At 47.2% G+C, this 21,836-nt stretch carries 14 protein-coding genes; 3 read left to right on the forward strand and 11 right to left on the reverse strand.

The genetic code is table 11. The features are described 5' to 3' along the window. The coding region (locus EA392_05915) for a hypothetical protein (GenBank protein TVR39605.1) at window positions 1-538 on the reverse strand (538 nt) is incomplete at its 3' end. Between the two features lie 661 nt (window positions 539-1,199). On the opposite strand from EA392_05915, the gene EA392_05920 reads away from it, so the two are divergent. Further along, window positions 1,200-1,535 (forward strand): hypothetical protein, encoded by a 336-nt coding sequence (locus tag EA392_05920; protein ID TVR39606.1) that lies wholly within the window; start codon window positions 1,200-1,202, stop codon window positions 1,533-1,535. Window positions 1,536-1,869: 334 nt separating this feature from the next. On the opposite strand, the gene EA392_05925 is transcribed toward EA392_05920, so the two are convergent. Continuing rightward, entirely contained in the window at window positions 1,870-2,733 is an 864-nt protein-coding gene (locus EA392_05925; protein ID TVR39607.1) for an iron-regulated protein, read from the reverse strand. A gap of 104 nt (window positions 2,734-2,837) precedes the next feature. On the opposite strand from EA392_05925, the gene EA392_05930 reads away from it, so the two are divergent. Next, the gene (locus EA392_05930) at window positions 2,838-3,842 is read left to right on the forward strand and encodes an SPFH domain-containing protein (GenBank protein ID TVR39618.1); all 1,005 of its coding nucleotides are present in this window, start codon (window positions 2,838-2,840) and stop codon (window positions 3,840-3,842) included. Here the strand turns inward: EA392_05930 and EA392_05935 are convergent. From EA392_05935 to EA392_05945, 3 genes are all read right to left on the reverse strand, one after another. Next, window positions 3,839-4,750 (reverse strand): hypothetical protein, encoded by a 912-nt coding sequence (locus EA392_05935; protein TVR39608.1) that lies wholly within the window; start codon window positions 4,748-4,750, stop codon window positions 3,839-3,841. The genes EA392_05930 and EA392_05935 overlap by 4 nt on opposite strands. Continuing rightward, window positions 4,750-6,264, reverse strand: a complete 1,515-nt coding sequence (locus tag EA392_05940; GenBank protein TVR39609.1) for a phosphatase PAP2 family protein — start codon at window positions 6,262-6,264, stop codon at window positions 4,750-4,752. Before EA392_05940 ends, EA392_05935 begins: the two co-directional genes overlap by 1 nt. A 119-nt stretch (window positions 6,265-6,383) precedes the next feature. Then, window positions 6,384-7,022, reverse strand: coding sequence for a carbonic anhydrase (locus tag EA392_05945; GenBank protein ID TVR39610.1), 639 nt, complete (start codon window positions 7,020-7,022; stop codon window positions 6,384-6,386). A gap of 201 nt (window positions 7,023-7,223) precedes the next feature. Between EA392_05945 and EA392_05950 the strand changes: the two genes are divergently transcribed. Continuing rightward, window positions 7,224-8,825, forward strand: a complete 1,602-nt coding sequence (locus tag EA392_05950) for a class I SAM-dependent methyltransferase (protein ID TVR39611.1) — start codon at window positions 7,224-7,226, stop codon at window positions 8,823-8,825. Between the two features lies 1 nt (window position 8,826). Here EA392_05950 and EA392_05955 read toward each other — a convergent pair whose 3' ends face one another. The 6 genes from EA392_05955 to EA392_05980 all read right to left on the reverse strand — a co-directional run bounded on the left by EA392_05955 (window position 8,827) and on the right by EA392_05980 (window position 21,831). Continuing rightward, window positions 8,827-11,277 (reverse strand): hydrolase, encoded by a 2,451-nt coding sequence (locus EA392_05955; protein TVR39612.1) that lies wholly within the window; start codon window positions 11,275-11,277, stop codon window positions 8,827-8,829. A gap of 95 nt (window positions 11,278-11,372) precedes the next feature. Beyond that, on the reverse strand, window positions 11,373-12,059 hold the full coding sequence (locus tag EA392_05960; GenBank protein ID TVR39613.1) for a serine acetyltransferase: 687 nt from the start codon (window positions 12,057-12,059) through the stop codon (window positions 11,373-11,375). A 57-nt stretch (window positions 12,060-12,116) separates the two neighbouring features. After that, complete coding sequence (locus EA392_05965) at window positions 12,117-14,600, reverse strand: CRTAC1 family protein (protein ID TVR39614.1); 2,484 nt, start codon at window positions 14,598-14,600, stop codon at window positions 12,117-12,119. Between the two features lies 1 nt (window position 14,601). Next, window positions 14,602-17,055 (reverse strand): T9SS C-terminal target domain-containing protein, encoded by a 2,454-nt coding sequence (locus EA392_05970; protein TVR39615.1) that lies wholly within the window; start codon window positions 17,053-17,055, stop codon window positions 14,602-14,604. A gap of 124 nt (window positions 17,056-17,179) precedes the next feature. After that, complete coding sequence (locus tag EA392_05975; GenBank protein TVR39616.1) at window positions 17,180-21,154, reverse strand: T9SS C-terminal target domain-containing protein; 3,975 nt, start codon at window positions 21,152-21,154, stop codon at window positions 17,180-17,182. 335 nt (window positions 21,155-21,489) lie between these two features. Next, window positions 21,490-21,831 (reverse strand): T9SS C-terminal target domain-containing protein, encoded by a 342-nt coding sequence (locus EA392_05980; GenBank protein TVR39617.1) that lies wholly within the window; start codon window positions 21,829-21,831, stop codon window positions 21,490-21,492. Between the last annotated feature and the right edge of the window lie 5 nt (window positions 21,832-21,836).

Genomic DNA, 21,836 nt, shown 5'->3' on the forward strand with positions numbered 1-21,836 from the left:
TCTGGCCTCCGGTAGCTTCTAATTGCACGCTGCTCACATTGGCGCACATCTTTACCCGCTCGGTAAGGGTGGTTTCAAATGCCTCACAGATGCTGGTGTAGGCAAAGAAGAGTTGCCAGATGGGGTTGCTTTGAGGGAAATTGGGCGGAGTTTCTAACTGGTAATCAAAGCGCACCTCCAATTCCGTGGTACCCGTTAAATAGGGTGAAATATCTGCCAGGGCATCGGGGCCGTGCATGGTTACGTTGGCGGTGTCGTCACTTAAACCATAAAGCTGTTGGTTTTGGTAATAGAAAGTGCCGGTTGAGCCAGAGCAAGCCCCAATATTGTTTGTATCTTTCCCTCCTATAAGGCCAACAGGTTGGTTATTCACTGACACATAACTGCCATCACCGGTTATATTGCAGAATTGACTCCCGTGAACTGAAAGCCCAATTGTTTTGGACGTATCGATAGGATTCATGTCGGCAATCACGTAGTTCATAGTAGCCGCGCAATTGGTTTCATTTACAAGCGCCAATGTGGAAATTTCCTCCATTTGATTATTACTGTATGTAATCAAAACATAGTACTCGACGTATCGACCATAACCAGAAACCACATTCAGTTGCTCCTCAGGTGGCGCTACCGCTATGGTAGTTGCACCATTAGTAGAAAAGGAGACTTTCTCAGTAATATCAATAATAAGAGATCTCATAAGTATAGGGGCTGGTAAGCTACTACTCCAAAATGTGAATGGAGCGCTGAGAGAACCTGAATAAGCATTTAAGTCAACAGAGTTATTATTCAATAAAGCCGTTTTGAAGGTCTCGGCTGCATTGTAAACCCCAACAAAAAGAAGAGCCTTACGAACAGTGCTGCCTGGTTCGATGTAAAGCTCGATTGAACCAGGGAAATGCGAGATAGCGCTTGGGTTAAAACCACCTCCTGTTACGCCTCCTTTAAAAGTATCCTGATAGTAAACCATTTGCCCCCAACAAGCAGTATGAAGCGGGATCCAAACAGTTATCAACAAAACACGAAGTGTAGCAATCATGGTGCTAAGCTAATAAATCAATCCGTGAAAAAAGACAGGTTGTGAATAAAATGTGAATATCTTTTCAGCACAAAATTATGTACTTTTTTTTTTTTTTTAAGAGATTCGTTCTGCACGGTCGATCGTAATTGAAAACTAAGTCTAATCTTAAAAAACCAATACGATGAAACATTTAAGTTTACTTGCGACAATCGTCGCAGGCATAGGACTGCTGTGCGCAGCCCCGGCCGCCAAAGCACAACATCCTTGTCAGGGAAGTGTAGCGCAAAATACAGTTTGGTCAAATCCAAATGGAGCTTTAATCTTTCCCGCTGGAGGAGCTGCACCCGTTCCAGAACCTCTCCCCATTCCGCCCAATGCCATTCAGGATGTTGATTACATGGGTCAGCAGGCTACCAACGCCCACAACGCCATTCATGACCAGAATGGGGAGTTGTTGTTTTTTATTGTGAACGGCGTTATTTACGAAGGTGAGGGGTACACCATTGCGGAAATGTAGGTAAATCAAGGAGCGTCCGAAGCAGCGACGACAGGAGCTGCGCCCCGAAATGCTTCGGGGGGAGAAATCTCTTACGAGACATGGTATGAACTGAATGAGATTTCTCCCCCGAACCTTTTCAAGGAATAAATATCTATTTGACTCGGTTTTGAAATGGGATTTCCGGAAAGCTACCCTCAACGAATGGCCCGCAGGTATCTACATTGCCAAACTCATCGTCAACAACAAAGATTTTGACACGGTAAAAATCAGTGTGGTGAAGTAATTGCTTCCCGAATAGCACCCAAGTGAAAAACCGGTCTCTGAAAGGGGATCGTTTTTTTTTTGATTGAGACTACCGGTACGTCCTCGTCATATCCTCATCTACCACCAGGATGTAATCTGCCAAACCACGGCTTTCGGGGTCAAGTCTGGATACATCCTCCTGACGTACGGTTGTGATCGTGAAAATCCGAAGGTCACTGGCATATTGGTTCAGGTACCAGTAAATACCCTCATAGTTGTTGCTGTGATAGCTTCCGTTGAAGTGCAGAAAAATGCCTTCGTCGGGCAGGTTCTGTACAATAAACCAACCCATGGTAGCATCCTTAATGGCCTGCGCTTTGGGAAAGTTATCGCCACCGTGCCCCATGCCCATTTCGAGCATAGCCTGGTAGCCAGGAAGCGACGCGTCATATGGCGGCGGCAATGGAGGTAACCACTCCTTCTCTTCGTCGCTGAGTTCTTCCAGTTTTTCAAAACCTCCACGGTACACTGCCGAAGCCATGTATCGCGGAACATTGGTGGCCACAAAAGGAATGTTCTGTTCACGGGCAAAATCTACCAATGGTTTGTAATCGGTGGCGTAGTTACTCCAAATGGAGTGCACCGTATCTCTAAACTCCTTGTCTTCCAGCTCTCCTGCGAGGTATGCATCCAACAAATGCTGGGTATCCCGTTCAAACATCTCGGCACCCATTACGAGGTTACCGCGTTGGTGTAGATCCTGCGCAAGTTTCAATTGCATCCAATGGGCTATCGGGTCGTCGTGGTATTCGCCAAACAACACCACCTGAGCACGGGCGGCATCGCGGGCCATTTTCTCAAAGGTGGTTTTCTTTCCTTTGCCCGTAAACAGGCCATAAGCCTCCACTTTTTGCGCGTGTGCACCGGCTGAAATCAACAAGGTGCACATCAAAATTCCCCATGTATGCTTCATGCTGCTAATGTAATCACAACTTAATAATTTCGTAACGAACAAGAATCGCCCCGAAAAGGTTACCTTTACCCTTCAACAAATGCTTACCCCTTATGAACGAAAGTATGGACTTTATTAACATGTTTCTCTCCAACATCATCCTGATTGTGGTGGTGGTGTTTTTGGTACTTAAATCAGTAATCATTGTAAAAGAAAAAACCTCCGTTGCCATTGAGCGACTGGGGAAATACAACCGTATTGCCACTTCAGGTTTCAATCTCATTATACCCTTTGTAGAGCGCAATGCAGGTATTGTAAATCTTCGCGTACAGCAACTGGATGTAGATGTGGAAACCAAAACACTGGATGACGTTTTTGTGCAGCTCAAAATATCGGTTCAGTTCCAGGTAAAAAGCGAGCGCGTGCGGGAAGCTTTTTACAGTCTTGACGATCCGCGCCTGCAAATTTCATCGTATGTATTTGATGATGTGCGAGCTGAGGTACCGAAGCTCGACCTTGATGACGTATTCGCCAAAAAAGAAGACATCGCACTCGCCGTTGCCCAAAACCTGCGTGCTGCTATGGAGGAGTATGGGTTTCGCATTGTGAAAACGCTTATTACCGACATTGATCCCGATGACCGCGTAAAAATTGCCATGAACAACATCAACGCCGCAAAGCGCAACAAATACGCCGCCCTGGAAGAAGCTGAAGGTGAAAAAATTCGCATTGTAAAGAAAGCCGAAGCCCACGCCGAAAGCACGCGCCTTTCCGGACAGGGTATTGCGCAGCAGCGACTTGAAATTGTGCGTGGTTTTAAAGAATCGGTAGAAGACTTCCAGCGTTCACTCAAAGAAGTTTCGCACGAGGAAGTGATGCAGTTTGTGCTGCTCACACAGTACTTTGACACCCTCAACAATGTGGGGTCCAATTCAAAGAATACCTCTATTCTTATTCCGCATTCACCCTCGGCCATGAAAGACTTTCAGCAGCAAATCATTGAAGGCACCTACGTGGGGCAACAATTGCGCGACAATATCAAGCAATCTGAGGCCGATCAAGAAGCCAACAAAGACAAACCGCGGAAAAGGAACAATCGCGGTGAGGATCCTTTTGCCGGCCACGATTAGTTGATACCGTAGTCGTAAAAGTCAATATCAAAGCGGATAACTTCCGGTTTTTTGAACAGCACATTCCAAAACCCGTCATACTCCATGCGTTTTGGTACCGGAATACCATCAATGATATGATTCAGCACTTTGATGTGAATATCAAAGTTGAAAAGCATAATGTCGTTTTGTAACACGTATTCGCGCATCACTACTTTCATTGATTCCTGATCGAAATAGGTAATCATGCTTTTGATGACCGTATCGTTCTTTTTATTTCCCTCTTTCTCGCTCACATCAAATACATAGCACGGGCGGCCTTCGTAAATGGTGTGGTAAATATGAAAGTTGTAGTACTGAATCATTTCATCACTGAACAAGGCTACTTTGTCGCCGATAAAAGGCACACTGGCAATTTCCTGTCCGGGATTGAACAACATTTTCTTGAGCTGGCTTTTGTACTTTTCAATGGTTGAGGCGTTGGTCAGTTCCTGTTCCATGCTCTTGATTTCGGTGGTTGGGTAGTAGCGTTCTCGCGGAAAGAACACGTCATCAAACATTTCGGCGGTGAGGTAGCGGTGTTCACCTTTTCGGTTGTAAAGTTTGCCGTTGGTTTTTTCCTCGTCAATGGTCACCCAGGCCATGCGATCGTATCGGTGCAAAGTGGCCTCGCGAAAAAGCGTTGCCTGCTCTTTTTCTCCTCCTTTATTGAACACTGTGAGATTGCTGGTATAGCGATGCGGATAGAACCGAAGGTTGACGTATGCCTGGTAAAATGAGCTGTCGTTCACCACCTTACGGATAAATTCTTCGTGATCGAGATCGGGTTCAGATTCCACAATGAATTCTGACAGGGTAACCACCTTTACCACCTCCTGAGCGTGCAACACCACAGGGCAAAAAAACAGCAGAAACAACAGACGTGCCATCAACGAAAATACGTGCCTGTGGGGGTAATTGTTGTGTGCGCGGGATTTTGCGGAAATGGCGGCCGTCTGTCCCAACCGGTAAGAGCTTTGAATACATCCCACCCCGATTGCGCCACTCTCCTTCCCTGCTCCAACCCCTCAATATTATCTGCCTGAATGTGGTAGCCCCCCATTACACGAGATATACCCGCTGCTTCAGCCGCATCTGTGAAAGTGGCAAAATAAAGCTCAATGGTATCGCTTTGAAATTCCAGAATCTCTGTGAGTGCCCCTGGCTTGAGTCTTACACTGTGGTCAAAAAAGTCATTTCCTTTAAACAGCTTCAATGCATGTGAACATGCCCCACTCACCGTGCTATGCCCGGACGGGTATGCCGGAAAAGGAGGACACAAAAAGCTAAACGGCGAGTAGGGAATCCATTCGCGACCCTTCATTTCTCTCCACCCCTTATCCGGCCCTGCCCATCCCACAAAGGTCGTGTCAGGTAAAATTTCACGAATCAAAGCATAAGGCCGTGCAAAGTCGTAGTACATCTTAGCATCCCAACAGGCAATAAAGGCATCCATAGCCACGGCTTCTACCCAAAAGTACATGAGCACATCCTCGTCCAACGAATGGCGATCGCGTTCAGAAACATGTTGGGCAAAAATGAGCCAATGTCCTGCCTGCTGCACAGAATGCGGACCATCGCGCATAAACTCAACGAGGGCTTTTTGCCATGGACTGAGATGGGTTTGAAGTGAAATAACCTCACGCACCTGATTGAGCAAATCTTCTGAATCGATGGCAGGTGGCGGCCCCGGACGGTGTTGATTTGCTGAATCCAACAGCAAAGGCTCCACAAGGTGCCATTGCGGTGACAGGCACTCAGGGGCAAAACGCTCGCCTGTTTCTTCGCGCACAAAATATTTTGGTTGCCATTTCTCGATATCAACCATTGTATCAGGATGGTTCACCGGCAGGTAGCCTGTATAATCTGCGTAGCGAATGCCGTCTGTACCCAGTTCATTGGATCCATCTTCCAGCCGCGACTCAATCACCATTTTGGCGGCGAGATTGCCCAAACCTTCAGGTGTGGATGGGTCAATACTCTCGTTATCTGGGTCGAGGCCCATTTGAACCACGGCGGTGCGAAAAAATACCGAATCCGCAAAGTAGTAATGCAGACATGCGCGGTAGGCGGCATAGCTGATGGCGATTTCCTTGTTTTCGAGGGTTCGCAGCATTTTGGGAACACGCTCAACATTTTGGAGGTACATGGGTTCGGCAAAATCATCGTACCTGCTCCACGCGTCGTACACCGAGGTCCAGATGAGCGCAAGTATCCGCGAAGTGATGGTGGGGCGAGGGTTAAAACGGTCTGTATCGCGGGCCGTAGCCTCCAGCGTTATCTGTCCCCACTCATAGGCCCGATTCGGCCATTTTTGTTGGGGTTCTGATGATGATGATTCCTGGCAAGAACCTGAAAACAATAAAAGAACAACCAGAAAAAAACCAACTTTTAAACGCTGCATACTCTATAACCGGGCGTAGCAAAAATTACGCTGTGAAAGCCAAAGATAGGCCTTATTCGTCGCATAAAAAAGGCCTGACCGCTAAAGCAATCAGGCCCAAATAGGGAAAGCCCGGGTAACTATACCCGCGCCGTATCTTCGTAAAACTCTACCTGGCCAGTTTCCACATCGTACATACCGCCTATCATGGCAATCTGTTTGGAGCGGATCATTTCATCAAGCACCGGACTTCTTCTGTGAATTTCATCCATCACATGCTGAACATTTAACTGCGCTACGCGATCTACAAACTCGCCGTTGGCTGATGAACGATCGTCGGTGGTTTGAGTTTCAGCTTCCACCGCGGGTTGAATCTTGTTGAGCAAAGATGTTAGGTTTCCAAGTTCCACTTTGTCGCAGGCACCTTTCACAGCTCCACATTTTGTATGACCAAGCACAACAATAGCCTTTGAACCAGCCGCAGCACAAGCAAACTCAATGCTTCCCAATACATCTTCGTTCAGAATGTTACCGGCAACGCGGCAGCTAAATATGTCGCCTATTCCCTGGTCAAAAACCAACTCCGCCGGTACGCGAGAGTCAATACAACTCAATACTACCGCAAATGGATGCTGACCTGAGGAGGTTTGTTCTACCTGACTCAATAGATCTCGTCCGGCTGTGCGTTTCTCGAGAAAGCGCTTGTTCCCGTTTTTCAACAGTTCAATGGCCTCTTTGGGTGTTATCTTGTCCTGCAGCTCTTTTGTTAATGTTCTCATGATTTAATTTTTCTGTGTTTGTGTTGTGCGATCAATTTTTTCAAAAATGACAAAAAACCACGGTTCTAAGAAATGAAACCGCCAGAAGGCTTCGCTTTTAGCATATTTTTAGAACCCCGGAGGCTGGAAAATCCGATGTGGGGCATTCATGTTTTAGTAAGCTGTTACATTTGAAATCTCAACCAATCAAATTCATTTCCTATGGAAAAGCGTCAAATGCGTGCACAATTGTTCAGACATCTCGACGGACTGGTTACAGCTCCCATTGCTCATTCGCTCACTCAGCATGGGGTGCTCAAACGTATTTTACAAGATCAAACTATTGATTTAGATGCACTTTCTGAGGAATTTTCGACCAACACGGGATATCTTAATGTGGCATTGCGTGTACTCGCCTCGCAGGGCTTTCTTGATTATCACGTAAACGCTTCAACTGGTGAAGTGCGGATTGATAGCAACGCAAAATCTGAAAAGGCTTTCGGGATGTTCGACATGTACCGAAGCGTGGTTGAGATGCTCGAGCTTTCGGGGAACTTCCATCCGCGCAAGTTTGAAGAAGCGCCCTTCCGGAAATTGCAAGCTGTTCACAAAGAGCAACAAGAGCTGGCCCGGAAAATTCCGGCCAGCGAGCCGGACCGCGGCATATACCAACAAATTATGGCTCACAGAGAGGGTTTCATTGTGGGGCCAACGCTTGTGCGCTTGGGCATGAACGGCATGTTTCACCAGTATTTTATGAGCACTTCCTTTCGGCCCGAGGAGTTTCACAAAAACCCCGGACTTTTTAGGGAACTTCTGTATATACTCACAGATATGGGCTGGTTTACCGAAAAGGATGGTCACTTCAGGTTTACCGACAAGGGTTTTTTCTTCGCAAAACGGGCGAGCGCTTACGGGGTAACTGTTTCATACTTGCCAACTTTTAGAAAGATTGACGCACTCATTTTTGGCGATGCAGACGTACTGAGGATATCAGACCCCGGAAAAGAGGAACTTCACGTAGATCGAGAAATGAATGTGTGGGGAAGCGGAGGCGCTCACAGCAATTACTTTAAGGTGGTGGACGAAGTGATCATTGACCTCTTTAACCGGCCGATTGAAGAACAACCCAAGGGCGTGCTCGATATGGGCTGCGGGAACGGCGCTTACCTGAAACACATTTTTGAGGTTATCGAACAACGCACGCTACGCGGAACCATGCTTGAAGAACACCCGCTGTTTCTTGTGGGTGTAGATTACAATGAGGCTGCACTTCGGGCAACCCGGGCCACCCTCATTCAAGCCGATATCTGGGCCAAGGTAATCTGGGGCGACATCAGCAACCCGGCCGGTCTGGCCAAGGATTTGCGCGAGCACTACGACATGGATTTGGGAGACCTGTTGAATGTACGTACTTTTCTGGACCACAACCGAATCTGGAAGGAGCCATCGCAGGTGAAAACCACCGCGAGTTCATCCACCGGAGCCTTTGCCAGCAGCGGAAAGCGTTTATTGAACAGCCATGTTGAAGCCAACTTGCGCGAGCACTTTGCAGCCTGGGCGCCTTACCTCCAGCGATTTGGACTACTGATGATTGAACTGCACACCATTGCTCCTGAGTTGTCTGCACGTCATATCGGGCAAACAGCCGCCACGGCTTACGACGCAACCCACGGTTTGTCTGATCAGTATATCGTTGAAATAGATGTACTTCACAAGGTTTGCAGGGAGGTTGGCCTCGAGCCGGATATGGATGTATTTCGGCGCTACCCCGATACGGAGTATGCCACGGTGAGCATTAATCTGCTGCGCGGAAAGAAGTAGGCTAACCAATAGGGGTTTTCTTCTTTCCCGGCTTCACCCAAAGGTAGTCCACAAAAAACAGTACCCTCACAGACAAACTGTTGAGCTGCGGTAAATCCACCAAGCTTTGCACGTTATTGAAGTAATTTACCGGGATCTCGTCGCCGGCTTCATTGATTACATTTTTCCACACGATACTCAATTCGCTTCCCGGAGTAAAAATCCATGTGAAGGCGAGGTCAATGTTTAACACATTGAAATTCACATCGTGGTTAATGCTGTGGTCGGTGGGAAGCAAGGAGCCATCCGATTCAACGATGTAGTATTGGTCGTACACCGCCCGCGACCAGTAGTGACGCAGTCTGAACAGCAAGTCCATATTGGGGCCAAAACTGTAGCGCGTAGTAAGCAGGTTCTCAATGGTATTTCGGTTTCGTTTACCGAAAATGATATTTCCTTGAGCGTCGTTGTTTACCCAGCCAATGTCGTCGAACTGGTCGTTGAAGTTGACACGAGGTATGATGAACAGCCTGTCGCTCACACGCCATCGCGGAGACAGGTAGTACGACAGCTCCCAGCGGTTGTTCTCATCAAAATTGGCGTAATCCACCCCACCGTCAAGCGCAAGAACTTTACTGTAATCTGATGAAAACCAACCTCCGGCCCATATTGCCCGCGGTGCCTGGTAGAACTGTTGAAAGGTTCGGGTTTCGAAATAGTCTTTCCAGCCAATGGGTGCACCAGAAACAGAGAGGTTCACCATCAGGAATCCCTTAAACAACATTCTGTGCGACAGACTGGATGTAAAACCGGTAAAGGTAGAAGGGTTATAAAGTCTGAAATGACTGATGGTAAAGTTGGTCCACGACCTCAGAAACATTCCGTAGGGTTCAAACAGGTTGTACGCAACTTTGGCGCGTGTGGCCATCTCGTTATTTGCCGCGAGAAACCCGAGGTCATTGGGATTGTATCGGTCGGACTCAAGTTGATGCTCAATACCGTATTGAAGGTTGCCGCTTACTTTTGCGAGATCTATAAAGTAGCGAAACCCCACATCGTTTGCCTCATTGGGCATCAACCTTTGCGAAATCGCTCCTACGCCTGCTGCCTGCCAGGTGTTGGTTTTATCCATGATACGAAAATCTGTGGCCGTTACGTTGGCGTCGTAGGTACTGCCCTCGCGCCAAACATTGGTGTTGATGAGCGAAACGTAAGAGTTGTTCTTGAGGTTCTGATCCACCACAAACACATTGTAATTGGAGAAAGGGTTGGTCATTACGCGCCGGCGATCTCCCTGTTCGTTCTCAATGGTTGCGTAGGATGCCGCAGTGAGCGAGTTTAATACTCCAACACCAAGGCCCGAATTGGTTCGACCCGAGAGTTTGGTTGAATTGAGCAATTGGGTTTCCTGCGGATTTTCTACGATGTGCTCGCCTTGTTCGAGCTGGCCCGCCACGGAAAAATAGTTCACCGGCCTTCCTCCTATTCTCCGCGAATAGAAAATGTCGCCCTTGTTAAACAGCTCGGTTCCTTCGGTAAAAAACTGGCGCCGTTCTACAAAAAACACCTCGAATGGACTGAGGTTCAACACTTCGTTATCGGGAAGCACCTGGCCAAAATCGGGTATGAGGGTTACATCCAGTGTAAAAGCATCGTTGATACCGTATTTAATGTCCATTCCGCCGTTTATAATGGTGTTATTGACAGAAGGCTCGCCGGGTGCAGACACATTCTCCAGATAAGCAGAGGCATACGGGAAAAAGAACAGGCGGGTATCAGCCTGAACACCGGAAATACCTTCGAGTACGCCAAACTGGTTCACAAAACCATCCACAGCAGGGTTGACAAAATTCCAATGGCTTTGCTCGCGAAAGCGTCTTATTTCGCGAAAGAAGTTTACACCCCATAGTTGAACATCTTTTTTGGGGAAGCGCAGTGCTGAGTAGGGAATTTTCATTTCCACGTACCAATTTCCATCTTCAATGTGTACCTCGCTGTACCACACGGCATCCCAACTCACGTCATTTCCTGCCGGTGAGAGCCTAACATCCACTTTCACTCCCGAGGCCGTCACCATAAACTGAAATGCGTTAAGGCGGTCATTGTATGTATCGAGGTAAATGGCAAAAATGTCGGCGTTTTCGGTTTGATCACGTTGGCTGAGCTGGCGGGCAATGCTATCGTTGTGGACATCAAACAGGGTGGCTCCCACATACAGCGCTTCATCGTCGTACAGCAATCGAACCTCGGTGGGTTGCGAAGCAGGTTTCCCTGGTCGGGGGTTGTTTTGAACAAAATCAGTTGCGGGCATAGCTGTTTGCCATGCAGGTTCATCGAGAAAACCATCAATCCGGATAGGCTCGTCAATCCTAACCGCCTGTATAGATTTTCGGGGCACTTGTTGGGCGAGCAATGATTGCGTCGCGAAAAGCAACAAGCCAAATACTTTCAGAATGATTCCTGTCCTTACCACTACCTTCGCAACAAAGGGCGCAAATATCGTTGTTCAATCGGAGAGTTGCTCTCGTATTTTTCCACTAAACATGGAAGGCAACAGTATAAATTCGGTTATGTTCGCGTGAGGCCGCGTTCTTTCATCATGTGCTGCACCTCAGACGCCGGTTTTCCTCTCCAAAAGGGGTCATGCAAAGGTTGCAATGCCAAAATGCTTCCGGGAATGATAAACTCGAGAGTATTTACCACACCAATGCTTTTGGCCGGGATTCCGGCAATAGAATTGTTTGGCTCCGAAAATGATTTGTTTACGACTGCATTGGCACCTATAGCAGTGCCATGAGCAATGGTGACGGCTCCGAAAATTTTGACCCCCGGACCGATGTAGCAATCATCCCCTATTTTGGGTGCTTCTCCCGCAAAACCTGCTCTGGAGCCTATGTTCACACCCGCGTGGATGCGGCAATTGGCCCCTATTTGTGCATGGTCATTTACAATGATGGTTCCGTAGTGGGCAATGGATAATCCGGGCCCAAAGACATTGGGTGGAATGCTAAAGCCAAGTTTGTACGACAGCCTTCGAAACCTGCGCAGTACGAAAAACTTTTGCACCCGCGCCAACCATCCTGACTTCACATTTTGCAAGTACTCAAGCTTGCGCAATGCTTTCTGAAACTCCCAGATAAGATGCGGAAAGAATAAATTTCTCAGCCACCCTGAAATACCTTCCGGCCGGATGACGCCCAAGGCTATTTCATCGGCCAGGAGATAATACTCGTAATCTTTCCGCGATTGGATCATGCGGTAAATGTAAAGCAAATGGGGCCGCAACTGCAACCACCCTCCGCTCCTCTTTCTCTAGTCGAGCACAATAATCTGGCGCTGACCGATGTATTCGAACTGATTGTAAAACAGCAAGCGGTATGTGCCCGATGAGCGAAGCTTGCTTCCCAGGTCAAGTTCAAGAAAACCTGAACCAAGCGGTACACCCACGTCGTAGCAGTGTTTGCCCACCGCGTCGATGACCAATATTTTGTCGAGGTTTAAAGTCGGTTCCCATTCAATACGAACAAACCCACTGCGCGTAGTGGGGTTGGGATAAATCAAGGGGACGGCATTTTGAACATCAACTATGCCAACGGTCCCTTCAATAATTACCAGTCCTTTAAACGTACAGCCATTGGTATCCACCACCAACAAATGATACTCACCTGAAGACAAATTATCCATTATGGGCTGTGCAATAACACTGTCGAGAAATACAGTATAAGGCGGTGTTCCACCGTTAAAAAGGAGATTAAATCCTCCGTCGTTTCCATTGGTTTCCGGGAAGGTAAAAACCTGTACTGAAAGCGGAAGGGGCTCTTGCAGAAGGATATAACCCTCGGCTTCGCACTGGTTCATGTCAACAAAGGTATAGTCGTAAAGCCCGGCAACAAGGTTATCGATGGTTTCACCGCTCATACCGTTGTTCCAAACCACAGAAGCCGGTGGAATTCCAAGAAGGTTCTCAATGTTGATGGACCCATTGTCATCTCCAAAACAAAGGGGTTGTGTTGTAGTAAAATCAATTTCAGGATTGTCGTTCACAACCACTACCAATGTATCCGAATTTGCCACGAAGCCTTCTTCGCTTTGCACCTGCACCCAATATGATCCGGATTCGGTTATTGAAACATGTTGCTCCGTAGAACCATTGCTCCAAAGGTATGAGGTATGATCACCTGCATTCAGGATCAGGGTGTCGCCATTACACATAGAGAACACGCCGGAAACAGACAGAGAAGCCTGATAGCCCTCCCCTTCTTTAAGGTACACGTGTTGGTTCACGTCAAGGTCGTAGTACACATCCGTGTGACCGAGGCTGTAGTTCACCACAATTGAATCCACCATCGTTGCCTGGCCCAATCCGAAAATATGGTGTTGGGAGTCCTGACTCACAAAGCTGTCTCCGCACCGCGTGTAATGGTGATAAGCTTTACCATCGGCATATACGTGAATCCAACTGCCCACAGCCATTGTATTGGATACGGTGCCCTCGATGGTTACTTTGATGTAGTTGTTGGGGTTGGGAGTATTCACCTGGTTCTGCCAGATAAATGAGTCGAAATTTTTTGCGTTGGAAACCACGAGATCAGCAAAGCCATCGTTGTTCAGGTCTCCCTTACCCACCGAGTAGCTGGCAGCCACATGATTAAAGTCAAACATTTCAGGAGTATCGGTAAACGATTGGGCCTCGTTGCTCATAAACAAATAGCTTCTGTCTTCATTGGTGGGGTCTAGCAAAAGCAGCCCTGTAGTCATGTACAAGTCGAGATAGCTATCGTTGTCCACGTCAATAAAAGATGTTCCCCATTGGCACATGAATGTTTCATTCACATGTATCCCTAGTTGCTGACCTACCTCCGTGAAAGTGGTGTTACCATTGTTTCTGTACAAACGTGGAGGCTTGGTAGGCGGTCCACCATTGGTGCACAAAATATCTAAATCACCATCGTTGTCATAATCTGCGAAAGCGGCACACATGGGGTCTTCCCCAAACATTCCGGCACCGCTTTGTTCGGTAAAATCAGTAAAGGTTCCGTCACCGTTGTTGATGTACAAGCTGTTTCCCCAAAGCACACGGTCGTTAATAACATACAAATCAGGCCAGCCGTTGTTGTTGGCATCCAACCAAACCCCCATAAAGGTGGGTTGCAATCCGTTGGCCACACCTGCTGTTTCAGTCACATCGGTAAAGGTTCCGTCGCCGTTGTTTCTGTAGAGTGCATTCTGGAGGAGTGGATTCGTTTCATCTCCTTGCATTACATAACGTGCAAGGTAAAAGTCAAGATGGCCGTCGCGGTCATAGTCGGCAAAGGTGACACCGTAATTCTTGAGGTTGAATGTAAGCATCTCCAAACCCGATTCCAGGGTAACATCGGTAAACTCAAAATTTCCATTGTTTTGATAGAGACGACAAGGGCCATCATAGGTCACTAAAAAAGCGTCGTAATCGCCGTCGTTGTCATAATCCACCCAGAGCAACTGCTTGGTTTCATATTCACTGTAAATAAATGAGGGTAATTTCTGAAGATTTCCGTTCACATTCTTATAGAACACAAGACTGTCATTTACTTGCATAAATGTGATGTCGTCCCAGCCGTCGTTGTCAAAATCAAAAAAGGCAACCCCTGCTCCACCGATAGACATATCGGTATTGACCGAATGTGAGATGCCCTGAGCAGGAGCAACGTTACTAAAGCCCTGTGCTTGTACCACCTCAACAAGCAGCACAACTGCTACAAATGAAAGAACACACGCCCTCGCCCTTTCAAACCCGACTCCCTTTACTTGTTTCATATCAATGTGTTATAATCAATTTCTGTGAGGACATCCCTACCCCGTCATCCCAAACATTCACAAGGTATATACCTGCTGCTAATGCAGGCACTTTCAGCTGGTTTTGTCCTGCATCAAGCACCAGTTTATCATCGCGGTAAATCTGTTTTCCTTTGGCATCTACAATTATCAGGGAAACGATTTGTTGCGTGTTGCACCTGATAAACAACGCGCTTCCGGATACAACCGGATTAGGAAACAAGGACCAGTTACCCGCGAACGAATTTTCCGAAGAAACGAGATTACCAATTTCGAGCTCTGTTTCGAATGAACATCCATTTGCATCCATCACGAGCAGGTGGTAAATCCCTGAGGACAGGTTGTCCATTATGGGTTGAACCAGTACACTATCCAGATAAATATTGTAAGGAGGAATTCCTCCGTTGATGATTAGGTTAAAACCTCCGTCATCTCCTGCAGTTTCCGGAAAAGTAAAGACCTGCACTGAGAGAGGTAAGGGGTTTTGAAGTAATACGCTACCAGATGCACTACAACCATTTACATCCACAAATTGGTAATCGTAAACACCGCCGGGTAAGCTATCAATCGTTACTCCGGTCATTCCGTTGGACCAAATAACTTCTGAGGCTGCATTTCCCATCAGGTTCTCGAGGGCTATACTTCCATTGCTGTCGTTATGACAAAGCGGATGTGTTGCCATAAAATTGATTTCAGGATCCAGAGCTAAAATAACCTCTACGGTGTCGGTTGTGGTTTGCACATGAAACGCGTTGGTGACCTGGGCAAAATAGTTTCCGGGTTGGGTAACAACGATTTGTTGGGTGGTATCACCTGTGTTCCAAAGATATGACTCATGATTGCCTGCGTGCAACACCACGGAATCCCCAGCGCACATAGTGGTTGAGCCTTGAACATCCAAAGAGGCAAGGTAGGTATCGCCTTCAGTGAAATAATAATGTTGGTTGGCTGTAAGATTGTAGTACTTATCAATGTGCCCCCGGTTATACTCTACCCACACCGAGTCAACCACTTCGGCATCGGCTAAACCAAAAATGTGATGTTGGGAGTTTTGCGAGATGTAATTCTCACCGCACATGGTGTATTGGGTGTATTGGTTTCCGTTGATGAAAACCTTAATCCACGAGCCAATGGCCATGCGATTAGAGGCTGTTCCTGTAAGGGTGATTTTAATGTGATGATTGGCACCTCCGGCATTCTGCCACAACTGCACATCGTCGGGGTTTCGGTTTATAACTGCAATGTCGTAGTAGCCGTCGTTGTTGAAGTCTCCGCGAGCAACACCATAGCTCTTCTTGATGTCGGGCTCCGCCATTTCTTGTTCTGTAACCTCTTCAAAAAAGAGACCGTCAATATTCTCGAGCAGGAAATTGGGGTTGTTTGTGATACCGAGATTAGGATGGCCATGTGCTACATACAAGTCCTGGTCGGTATCGTTATCGAAATCTATCCATACTGCTCCCCAGGTCCAGCCAAATACATCTACACCATAGTCTTCCGCGAGTTGGCTGAATGTACCGTCTCCGTTGTTTACCAACAGCATTCCTCTTTTGAAAGGCGAGTTGGTATTGGTCATGTATATATCTAAGTCACCGTCGTTGTCAAAGTCTCCTACAGTGGCCGTCATAGGATCCTGGCCTCCCAATTCAACTCCGGCCTCGACGGATACATCGGTAAAGGTCCCGTCGCCATTGTTGCGGTACAAGCTGTTTTTGTAAACCCTGTCATTAATCACAAACAGATCGGGCCAGCCGTCATTGTCGTAATCCATCCACACACCCTTGAATGACAAACGGATGCCATCACCCACTCCGGCCTCCAATGTAACATTGGTAAAGGTGCCGTCGCCATTGTTTCTGTAGAGATGATTGAGGCGGGTCCAGTTTTGCTCGGGCGTTCCCAGTTGTTCGTACACTGTAACATACATATCCAGGTAGCCGTCGCGGTCGTAATCGCCAAAAGTAATTCCGTAGTGCCTTTCGTTGGCTTGTATAAGCCCTGCCTGCTCGGATACATCTGTAAAATTAAAATTGCCGTCGTTTTGGTACAATCTGTAGCGGCCCTCAAAGGTCGTAACGGCAATGTCGAGGTCGCCGTCATTGTCGTAATCCACCCAAACCAGGTGCTTGTTCATTCCAGGGCCATCAATAAAGGATGGTGATTTTTCAAATGTTCCTCCGTTGTTGATGTAAAAAACCATGCTGTCATTAACCATCACAAAGCTGAGATCATCCCAACCGTCTTCATTAAAGTCGTAAAAGCTCATACCGCTGCCATATTGATGACTCGTAGGAATGGCAGACACTCCCAAAGAATCAGCCACGTCAAAAAACGTTTGGGCTTTGGCCATTGGAAGGCACAATGTAAGAAGGAGCCACGTAAGGATAGACACCTTGCAGCTCCTGATACATCTGAATACAGGTTGGTTCAATTCCATCGTTCCCCACACATTCCGGGTTGTGATGGTATTTCAAGCTCCTTGCAAGAGCGGTGTAAAGATAAACAAATCGCGCCGTACTCTCCAGTACGGCGCGAAATAATTTTAGGGCTTCAGGCCACGGTTACTCAACAACAGCAATTCTAATAATCTGTGAGTTGACTTCAGTGTGAACGCGCAGAAAATATAATCCTGAGGCTATTCCAGACATTGACATCACATGAATTCCTGGTTCCATCCGGGCTTCATCGCGCTGCCAAATGGTTTGACCTGTGGCACTGAGCAATTGAACAACCGCACGGTCAATGGGCTCCGAAAGCCTAAGATTTACAGCGGCACCACTCTGCACTGGGTTCGGGAAAGCTGATAAACCGAAATTCCGCCCGTATTCTGTAACTCCTACTGAGGTGATGTTAATGGAAAAGTAATCGTTGAAGTTCACGGGTACAACTTCGTTCCCGGCCATATCACGTGCATTTACCACCAACACGTCTATATCCTCCACCTGAAGTTCGTCATCGACCACATCATATGCAACCTGATGGGTTACTGTGTTGATCCACACAGATTCCTGAGTGTTTAACACAAGGGTATTATCCAGATTAACCGGACCTGCAAACTGCATAGCGGGTTGCTCATTTTGGTCCATCGTTTCGTCAAAAATCATCAGGAAAGTCAATCCGGCATTTCCGGTATGCATATCGGTTACCATGTATGTGTTGGCGCTCAGCACCAAAAGCTCCGGATTGCGCGTATCGAGGTCAATCCAGTCTTCAATAGCCAGTGAATTCTGTGAATTACCAGCGGCATCCTGCGCAAAGCCCACTGAGATGTTAATATCTTCCACTTCAACATTCTGGTCGGTTACGTTAAACCGCGCCTCAAAGGTGGTTTCATCCAACCATTCACTAACAAAGGAATCGAAGTATATGGAATTTGAAATAGTCACGTCTGCACTCAATGTAACAACTGGATTTAACTCTTGATTCATCGGCTCATCATAGGAGATTAGAATCTGGAATCCCGAAGTACCCACATCGCCATCAGAAATGATGGTTGACGAAGGCTGCATATCTGTGATAGTCGGCCTTTTGGTATCAATAATGAAGAGGTCTTCGTAGGTGGTTTCCAGAAGGCTGTTACCTGCTAAATCGCGGAAGTTTGAGACTGTAAGTACAATATCGAAAAACTCATTCTCAGGAGGCAGCAGGTTAAAGGCCATCTTGTAGTGATTACCCTCAGTTCCCTGCCAACCCGATGATGCGCTGTTCAACGTTAACGACGTTCCCATAGGATTATCGTTGGGGAAGCTGAACGAAGGGGTAAGCGAAGTATTCATCGGTTCATCAAAATACCAGTCAATAGTGAGCGCGTTGTTCATGATAGACTGGATATTCAGTACAAATGGAGTTACAACCTGGTCGTCCAATAAAGGATTTTTCGTGTCGATACTGAACAATTCGTCCAAATCAAATGGCTCTTGCTCATTGCCCGCTTCATCGAGTATGCCGGAAATTTCAATACCAATTCCGTCAATCTCCTCGTTGTTATCCATCAAATCAAAGTGCGCCTCAAAGTGAAAAGGATCTATCCACTGGCTTCCATCGGGCAGATAAATGAGTGTTGAGCTGAGGTCTTCTGTGCTGTTAAATCCAATCACCGGAGGGATACTTGTATCGCAGGCTTCATTCATTTCAATCAGCATAACAAACGCACCTTCGGCAGCCAACTCGTCGTTCAGAATAGTTTGGTTTGGGGTAACCAACACTACTTCAGGTCGATCTGTATCTATCAGAAAAGGTTTTGAAACGAGCGTAATGTTCTGAACCCGACCATCCGAATCTTGAGCATGTTGAACCTGCACATGAATGTTATCAAGCTTTTCATCGCCGTTTAAAATGGTGTACTGAAGCTGATAAGTGGTAGCTGAAATCCAGCTGGCTTCCAAAAGCTCCAGCGAATTTTCAAGAGGATTATCCTCAAGAAAATCAATACCAGGACTCACGTTTTCATCCATTTCCCTGTCGTAGATAATTTGAATGGAAAGCACGCCGTCCACGTCGTCGAGATTGTACACGGTTTGATTTGGGGTGAATTCCTCTACAAAAGGTCGGTTTGAGTTGAAGAACTCATTGGCAAAATTCACGCTCATATCACCTAGTTCCATACCGAGAAAGCGACCAGGGATGTCATCCTGAGGAGGATGAATCCCAATGTAAATACGAGACAGACTCACCTGGTCGGATGCGTCGCGGTAGGTTGCAAACTGCATTTGAAAATCTTCTGAAGGCCCTTGCTCTACTTCGAGATATTCGTTTTGAGAAAAATTCCAGACACCCATTCCTCCGGGGAAATAAGGATCTCCGGTAATTTGCTCGAGTACCTGAGCAGCAGTACTTGAAAATGTAGAGTGACCCGAAATATACCCTGCGAATGGAGGAGACACAAACTTACCGGGCATAAAGGGCCACCACTCTTCACCCAATATCCAGTCGCAACCGGCATAATCCAATGGATGGAGGAGTAAGTCCTCATCCTGGTAGTTAACGTGTGGGATACCCTTCCATGAAAAAACTTTGATTTTGCCCACATTCTCGTCATTATCACCGGCCAGAGGGTCTCCCGGCTCAACCACTTCAACAAAACCCGGGTTGAGAGGCATGCCGTGAGGGTGATAATTACTCAGTGTACTATCGGAGGATTGGCCCACCTCACACATATAGCGTATGGCAGACACCGGGCGAATGTAATCGTAATAAGCTTTGATACTCCACACAGATACAGCCACATCATGCATGGCTCCACCAAGTGTAAAATACAATTTCACATCGTATTCCAGGTCGTCCATTTCTTCGCCTTGCCCCATCCATTTTCGCTCAAATTCCGGGTGGTCGAGTACCTGGTGATTGACAATCTCAAACCAATGCCCCGGGGGTGTATAGGATGCCGGTCCATCGGCCCAAAATTCACCCAAACAGCGGGTATAATCAGCGCGTTTCACGAAGTTCGGTTCGTAGGGAAGTCCTGTTTTGGGGTTGACCACATGTCCGGTCCCGGGCAGCGTATTTCCATCATTAAAATTGTAAAACTGTTCAAATGCTTCAACGGTCAATTCCTGGGGGTAGTTTTCAATGCCAACATTGCCGATACTTGCGGGTGAAATGTCCCACATCACCCCATCATCGGGGTCCGCAAACGACTGCCACGCCGATACCATAGCAAACCCCCACTTATAGAGGTTCTCCATATCAGCGTGTTCACCGGGATTCAGGTAAGGTGGTGGACCAACATCCATATACACATTGAGACTCATTCCATCTCTTTCCTTCACCTCCATGTGGTCTTCCGTGAGCGCAAAAGGGTGTACAAAACCCCAATCGCCAGACAAATGCGGCGGGGCATTGAATATCGGATTTCCGGCCTGATCAAGCTGCCCGCTCAGACTAATGGGTTGCCACCAGTTGGGATTGATGAGCGTTGGGTTACCCGGACTTTCAGGAAAAATGGTGTCATTCTGGCTAAAGTACACTTGATTACTATAACCATTCTGCTCATTGGAACCATCCGTAAATCCGAATGCAATAACCTGTTGGGCAACGTAGTTTCCAAACTCGGCTGGGCCACCATTGATGTAATCTGTAGAGTCATTAAAGCGGTCATACCCGCTGTCATCCATCCGCTGATTCATGCTGGCAATGATGTTGGGATAGCCGGCCTGTGGAGCGTTCTGAAACCGGTGTAGCATCAGCCTGTACATGGCAAAAGAGATTGCCTCCTCGCGATGGGCCCGGAGGGTTTCTGCATCTTCGGGTATCGATACCCCCTCGAAAGGAGCAAAATAGCTCCCTTGTGTTTGGCCCAACAGGTAGGTGTCGTGGGTTGGCTCATAAGCAGCCCATACATCGTACATGGCCATACTGCTGTGCCAAAGGTTTCGGGCATGCACGGTGGGGCGGCCGAAATCCTGGGTAATGGCATACAAAAGCTCTTCGTTCCAGGCTCTTGCTGCATTCCATTCTTGTGCTATACTTTGAACCCCTGTAGCAAGGATAATAGCGCCCATCAAAATATGATGGCGCAGAGTATTCATCGTTTTCATGAGAGTGTGGTTTGGTTTATGGGTCTGTGATTAGAGTTTCTAAAGATTGGTTTAGTCCTTAAACGGACATTTATTAAAAGGTTGTGTCGTATATGCGACAAATAAACAACATTTTTGAGCCCTGTCAATATATCAACACAAAAAAACCAATATTAAACCACTGAATAACAGACCGAATAATACCATCACGACTTTAAAGTCGCCAACCCACGATTCAGAAGAGCGCTCCTACGCTCGCCAAAAAGAACTTAAAAAAAAACGCCTCTCCCTTTTGACTTGGGAGAGGCGAAACTTTATAAGGTTCCTCCTATCAGAAAGCCGGAATAACTGTGTGATCAATCCACAACAGCAATTCTAATGATCTGCGAACTATCCGGTGTTTGGATACGCAAGAAGTACATACCCGATGCATTGGCAGCCATTGGAATCACATGAAGCCCGGCCTCCATACGTGCCTCATCGCGCTGCCACATGGTTTGCCCTGTGGCGCTGAGCAATTGAACAACCGCACGGTCAATGGGCTCCGAAAGCTTAAGATTAACAGCGGCACCACTCTGCACCGGGTTCGGGAAAGCTGATAAACCGAAATCCCGCCCGTATTCTGAAACTCCTACTGAGGTGATATTGATGGAAAAGTAATCGTTGAAGTTCACGGGTACAACTTCGTTCCCGGCCATATCAC

Source organism: Cryomorphaceae bacterium (assembly GCA_007695365.1).
GTDB lineage: Bacteria > Bacteroidota > Bacteroidia > Flavobacteriales_D > SKUL01 > SKUL01.

What these genes read in the sequence shown, in the direction of transcription:
- EA392_05935 (TVR39608.1), bottom strand. Translation starts at nt 4,750, where the DNA reads ATGGCACGTCTGTTGTTTCTGCTGTTTTTTTGCCCTGTGGTGTTGCAC.
- EA392_05945 (TVR39610.1), bottom strand. Translation starts at nt 7,022, where the DNA reads ATGAGAACATTAACAAAAGAGCTGCAGGACAAGATAACACCCAAAGAG.
- EA392_05970 (TVR39615.1), bottom strand. Translation starts at nt 17,055, where the DNA reads ATGGAATTGAACCAACCTGTATTCAGATGTATCAGGAGCTGCAAGGTG.
- EA392_05925 (TVR39607.1), bottom strand. Translation starts at nt 2,733, where the DNA reads ATGAAGCATACATGGGGAATTTTGATGTGCACCTTGTTGATTTCAGCC.
- EA392_05920 (TVR39606.1), top strand. Translation starts at nt 1,200, where the DNA reads ATGAAACATTTAAGTTTACTTGCGACAATCGTCGCAGGCATAGGACTG.
- EA392_05975 (TVR39616.1), bottom strand. Translation starts at nt 21,154, where the DNA reads ATGAAAACGATGAATACTCTGCGCCATCATATTTTGATGGGCGCTATT.
- EA392_05950 (TVR39611.1), top strand. Translation starts at nt 7,224, where the DNA reads ATGGAAAAGCGTCAAATGCGTGCACAATTGTTCAGACATCTCGACGGA.
- EA392_05965 (TVR39614.1), bottom strand. Translation starts at nt 14,600, where the DNA reads ATGAAACAAGTAAAGGGAGTCGGGTTTGAAAGGGCGAGGGCGTGTGTT.
- EA392_05930 (TVR39618.1), top strand. Translation starts at nt 2,838, where the DNA reads ATGGACTTTATTAACATGTTTCTCTCCAACATCATCCTGATTGTGGTG.
- EA392_05980 (TVR39617.1), bottom strand. Translation starts at nt 21,831, where the DNA reads ATGGCCGGGAACGAAGTTGTACCCGTGAACTTCAACGATTACTTTTCC.
- EA392_05940 (TVR39609.1), bottom strand. Translation starts at nt 6,264, where the DNA reads ATGCAGCGTTTAAAAGTTGGTTTTTTTCTGGTTGTTCTTTTATTGTTT.
- EA392_05960 (TVR39613.1), bottom strand. Translation starts at nt 12,059, where the DNA reads ATGATCCAATCGCGGAAAGATTACGAGTATTATCTCCTGGCCGATGAA.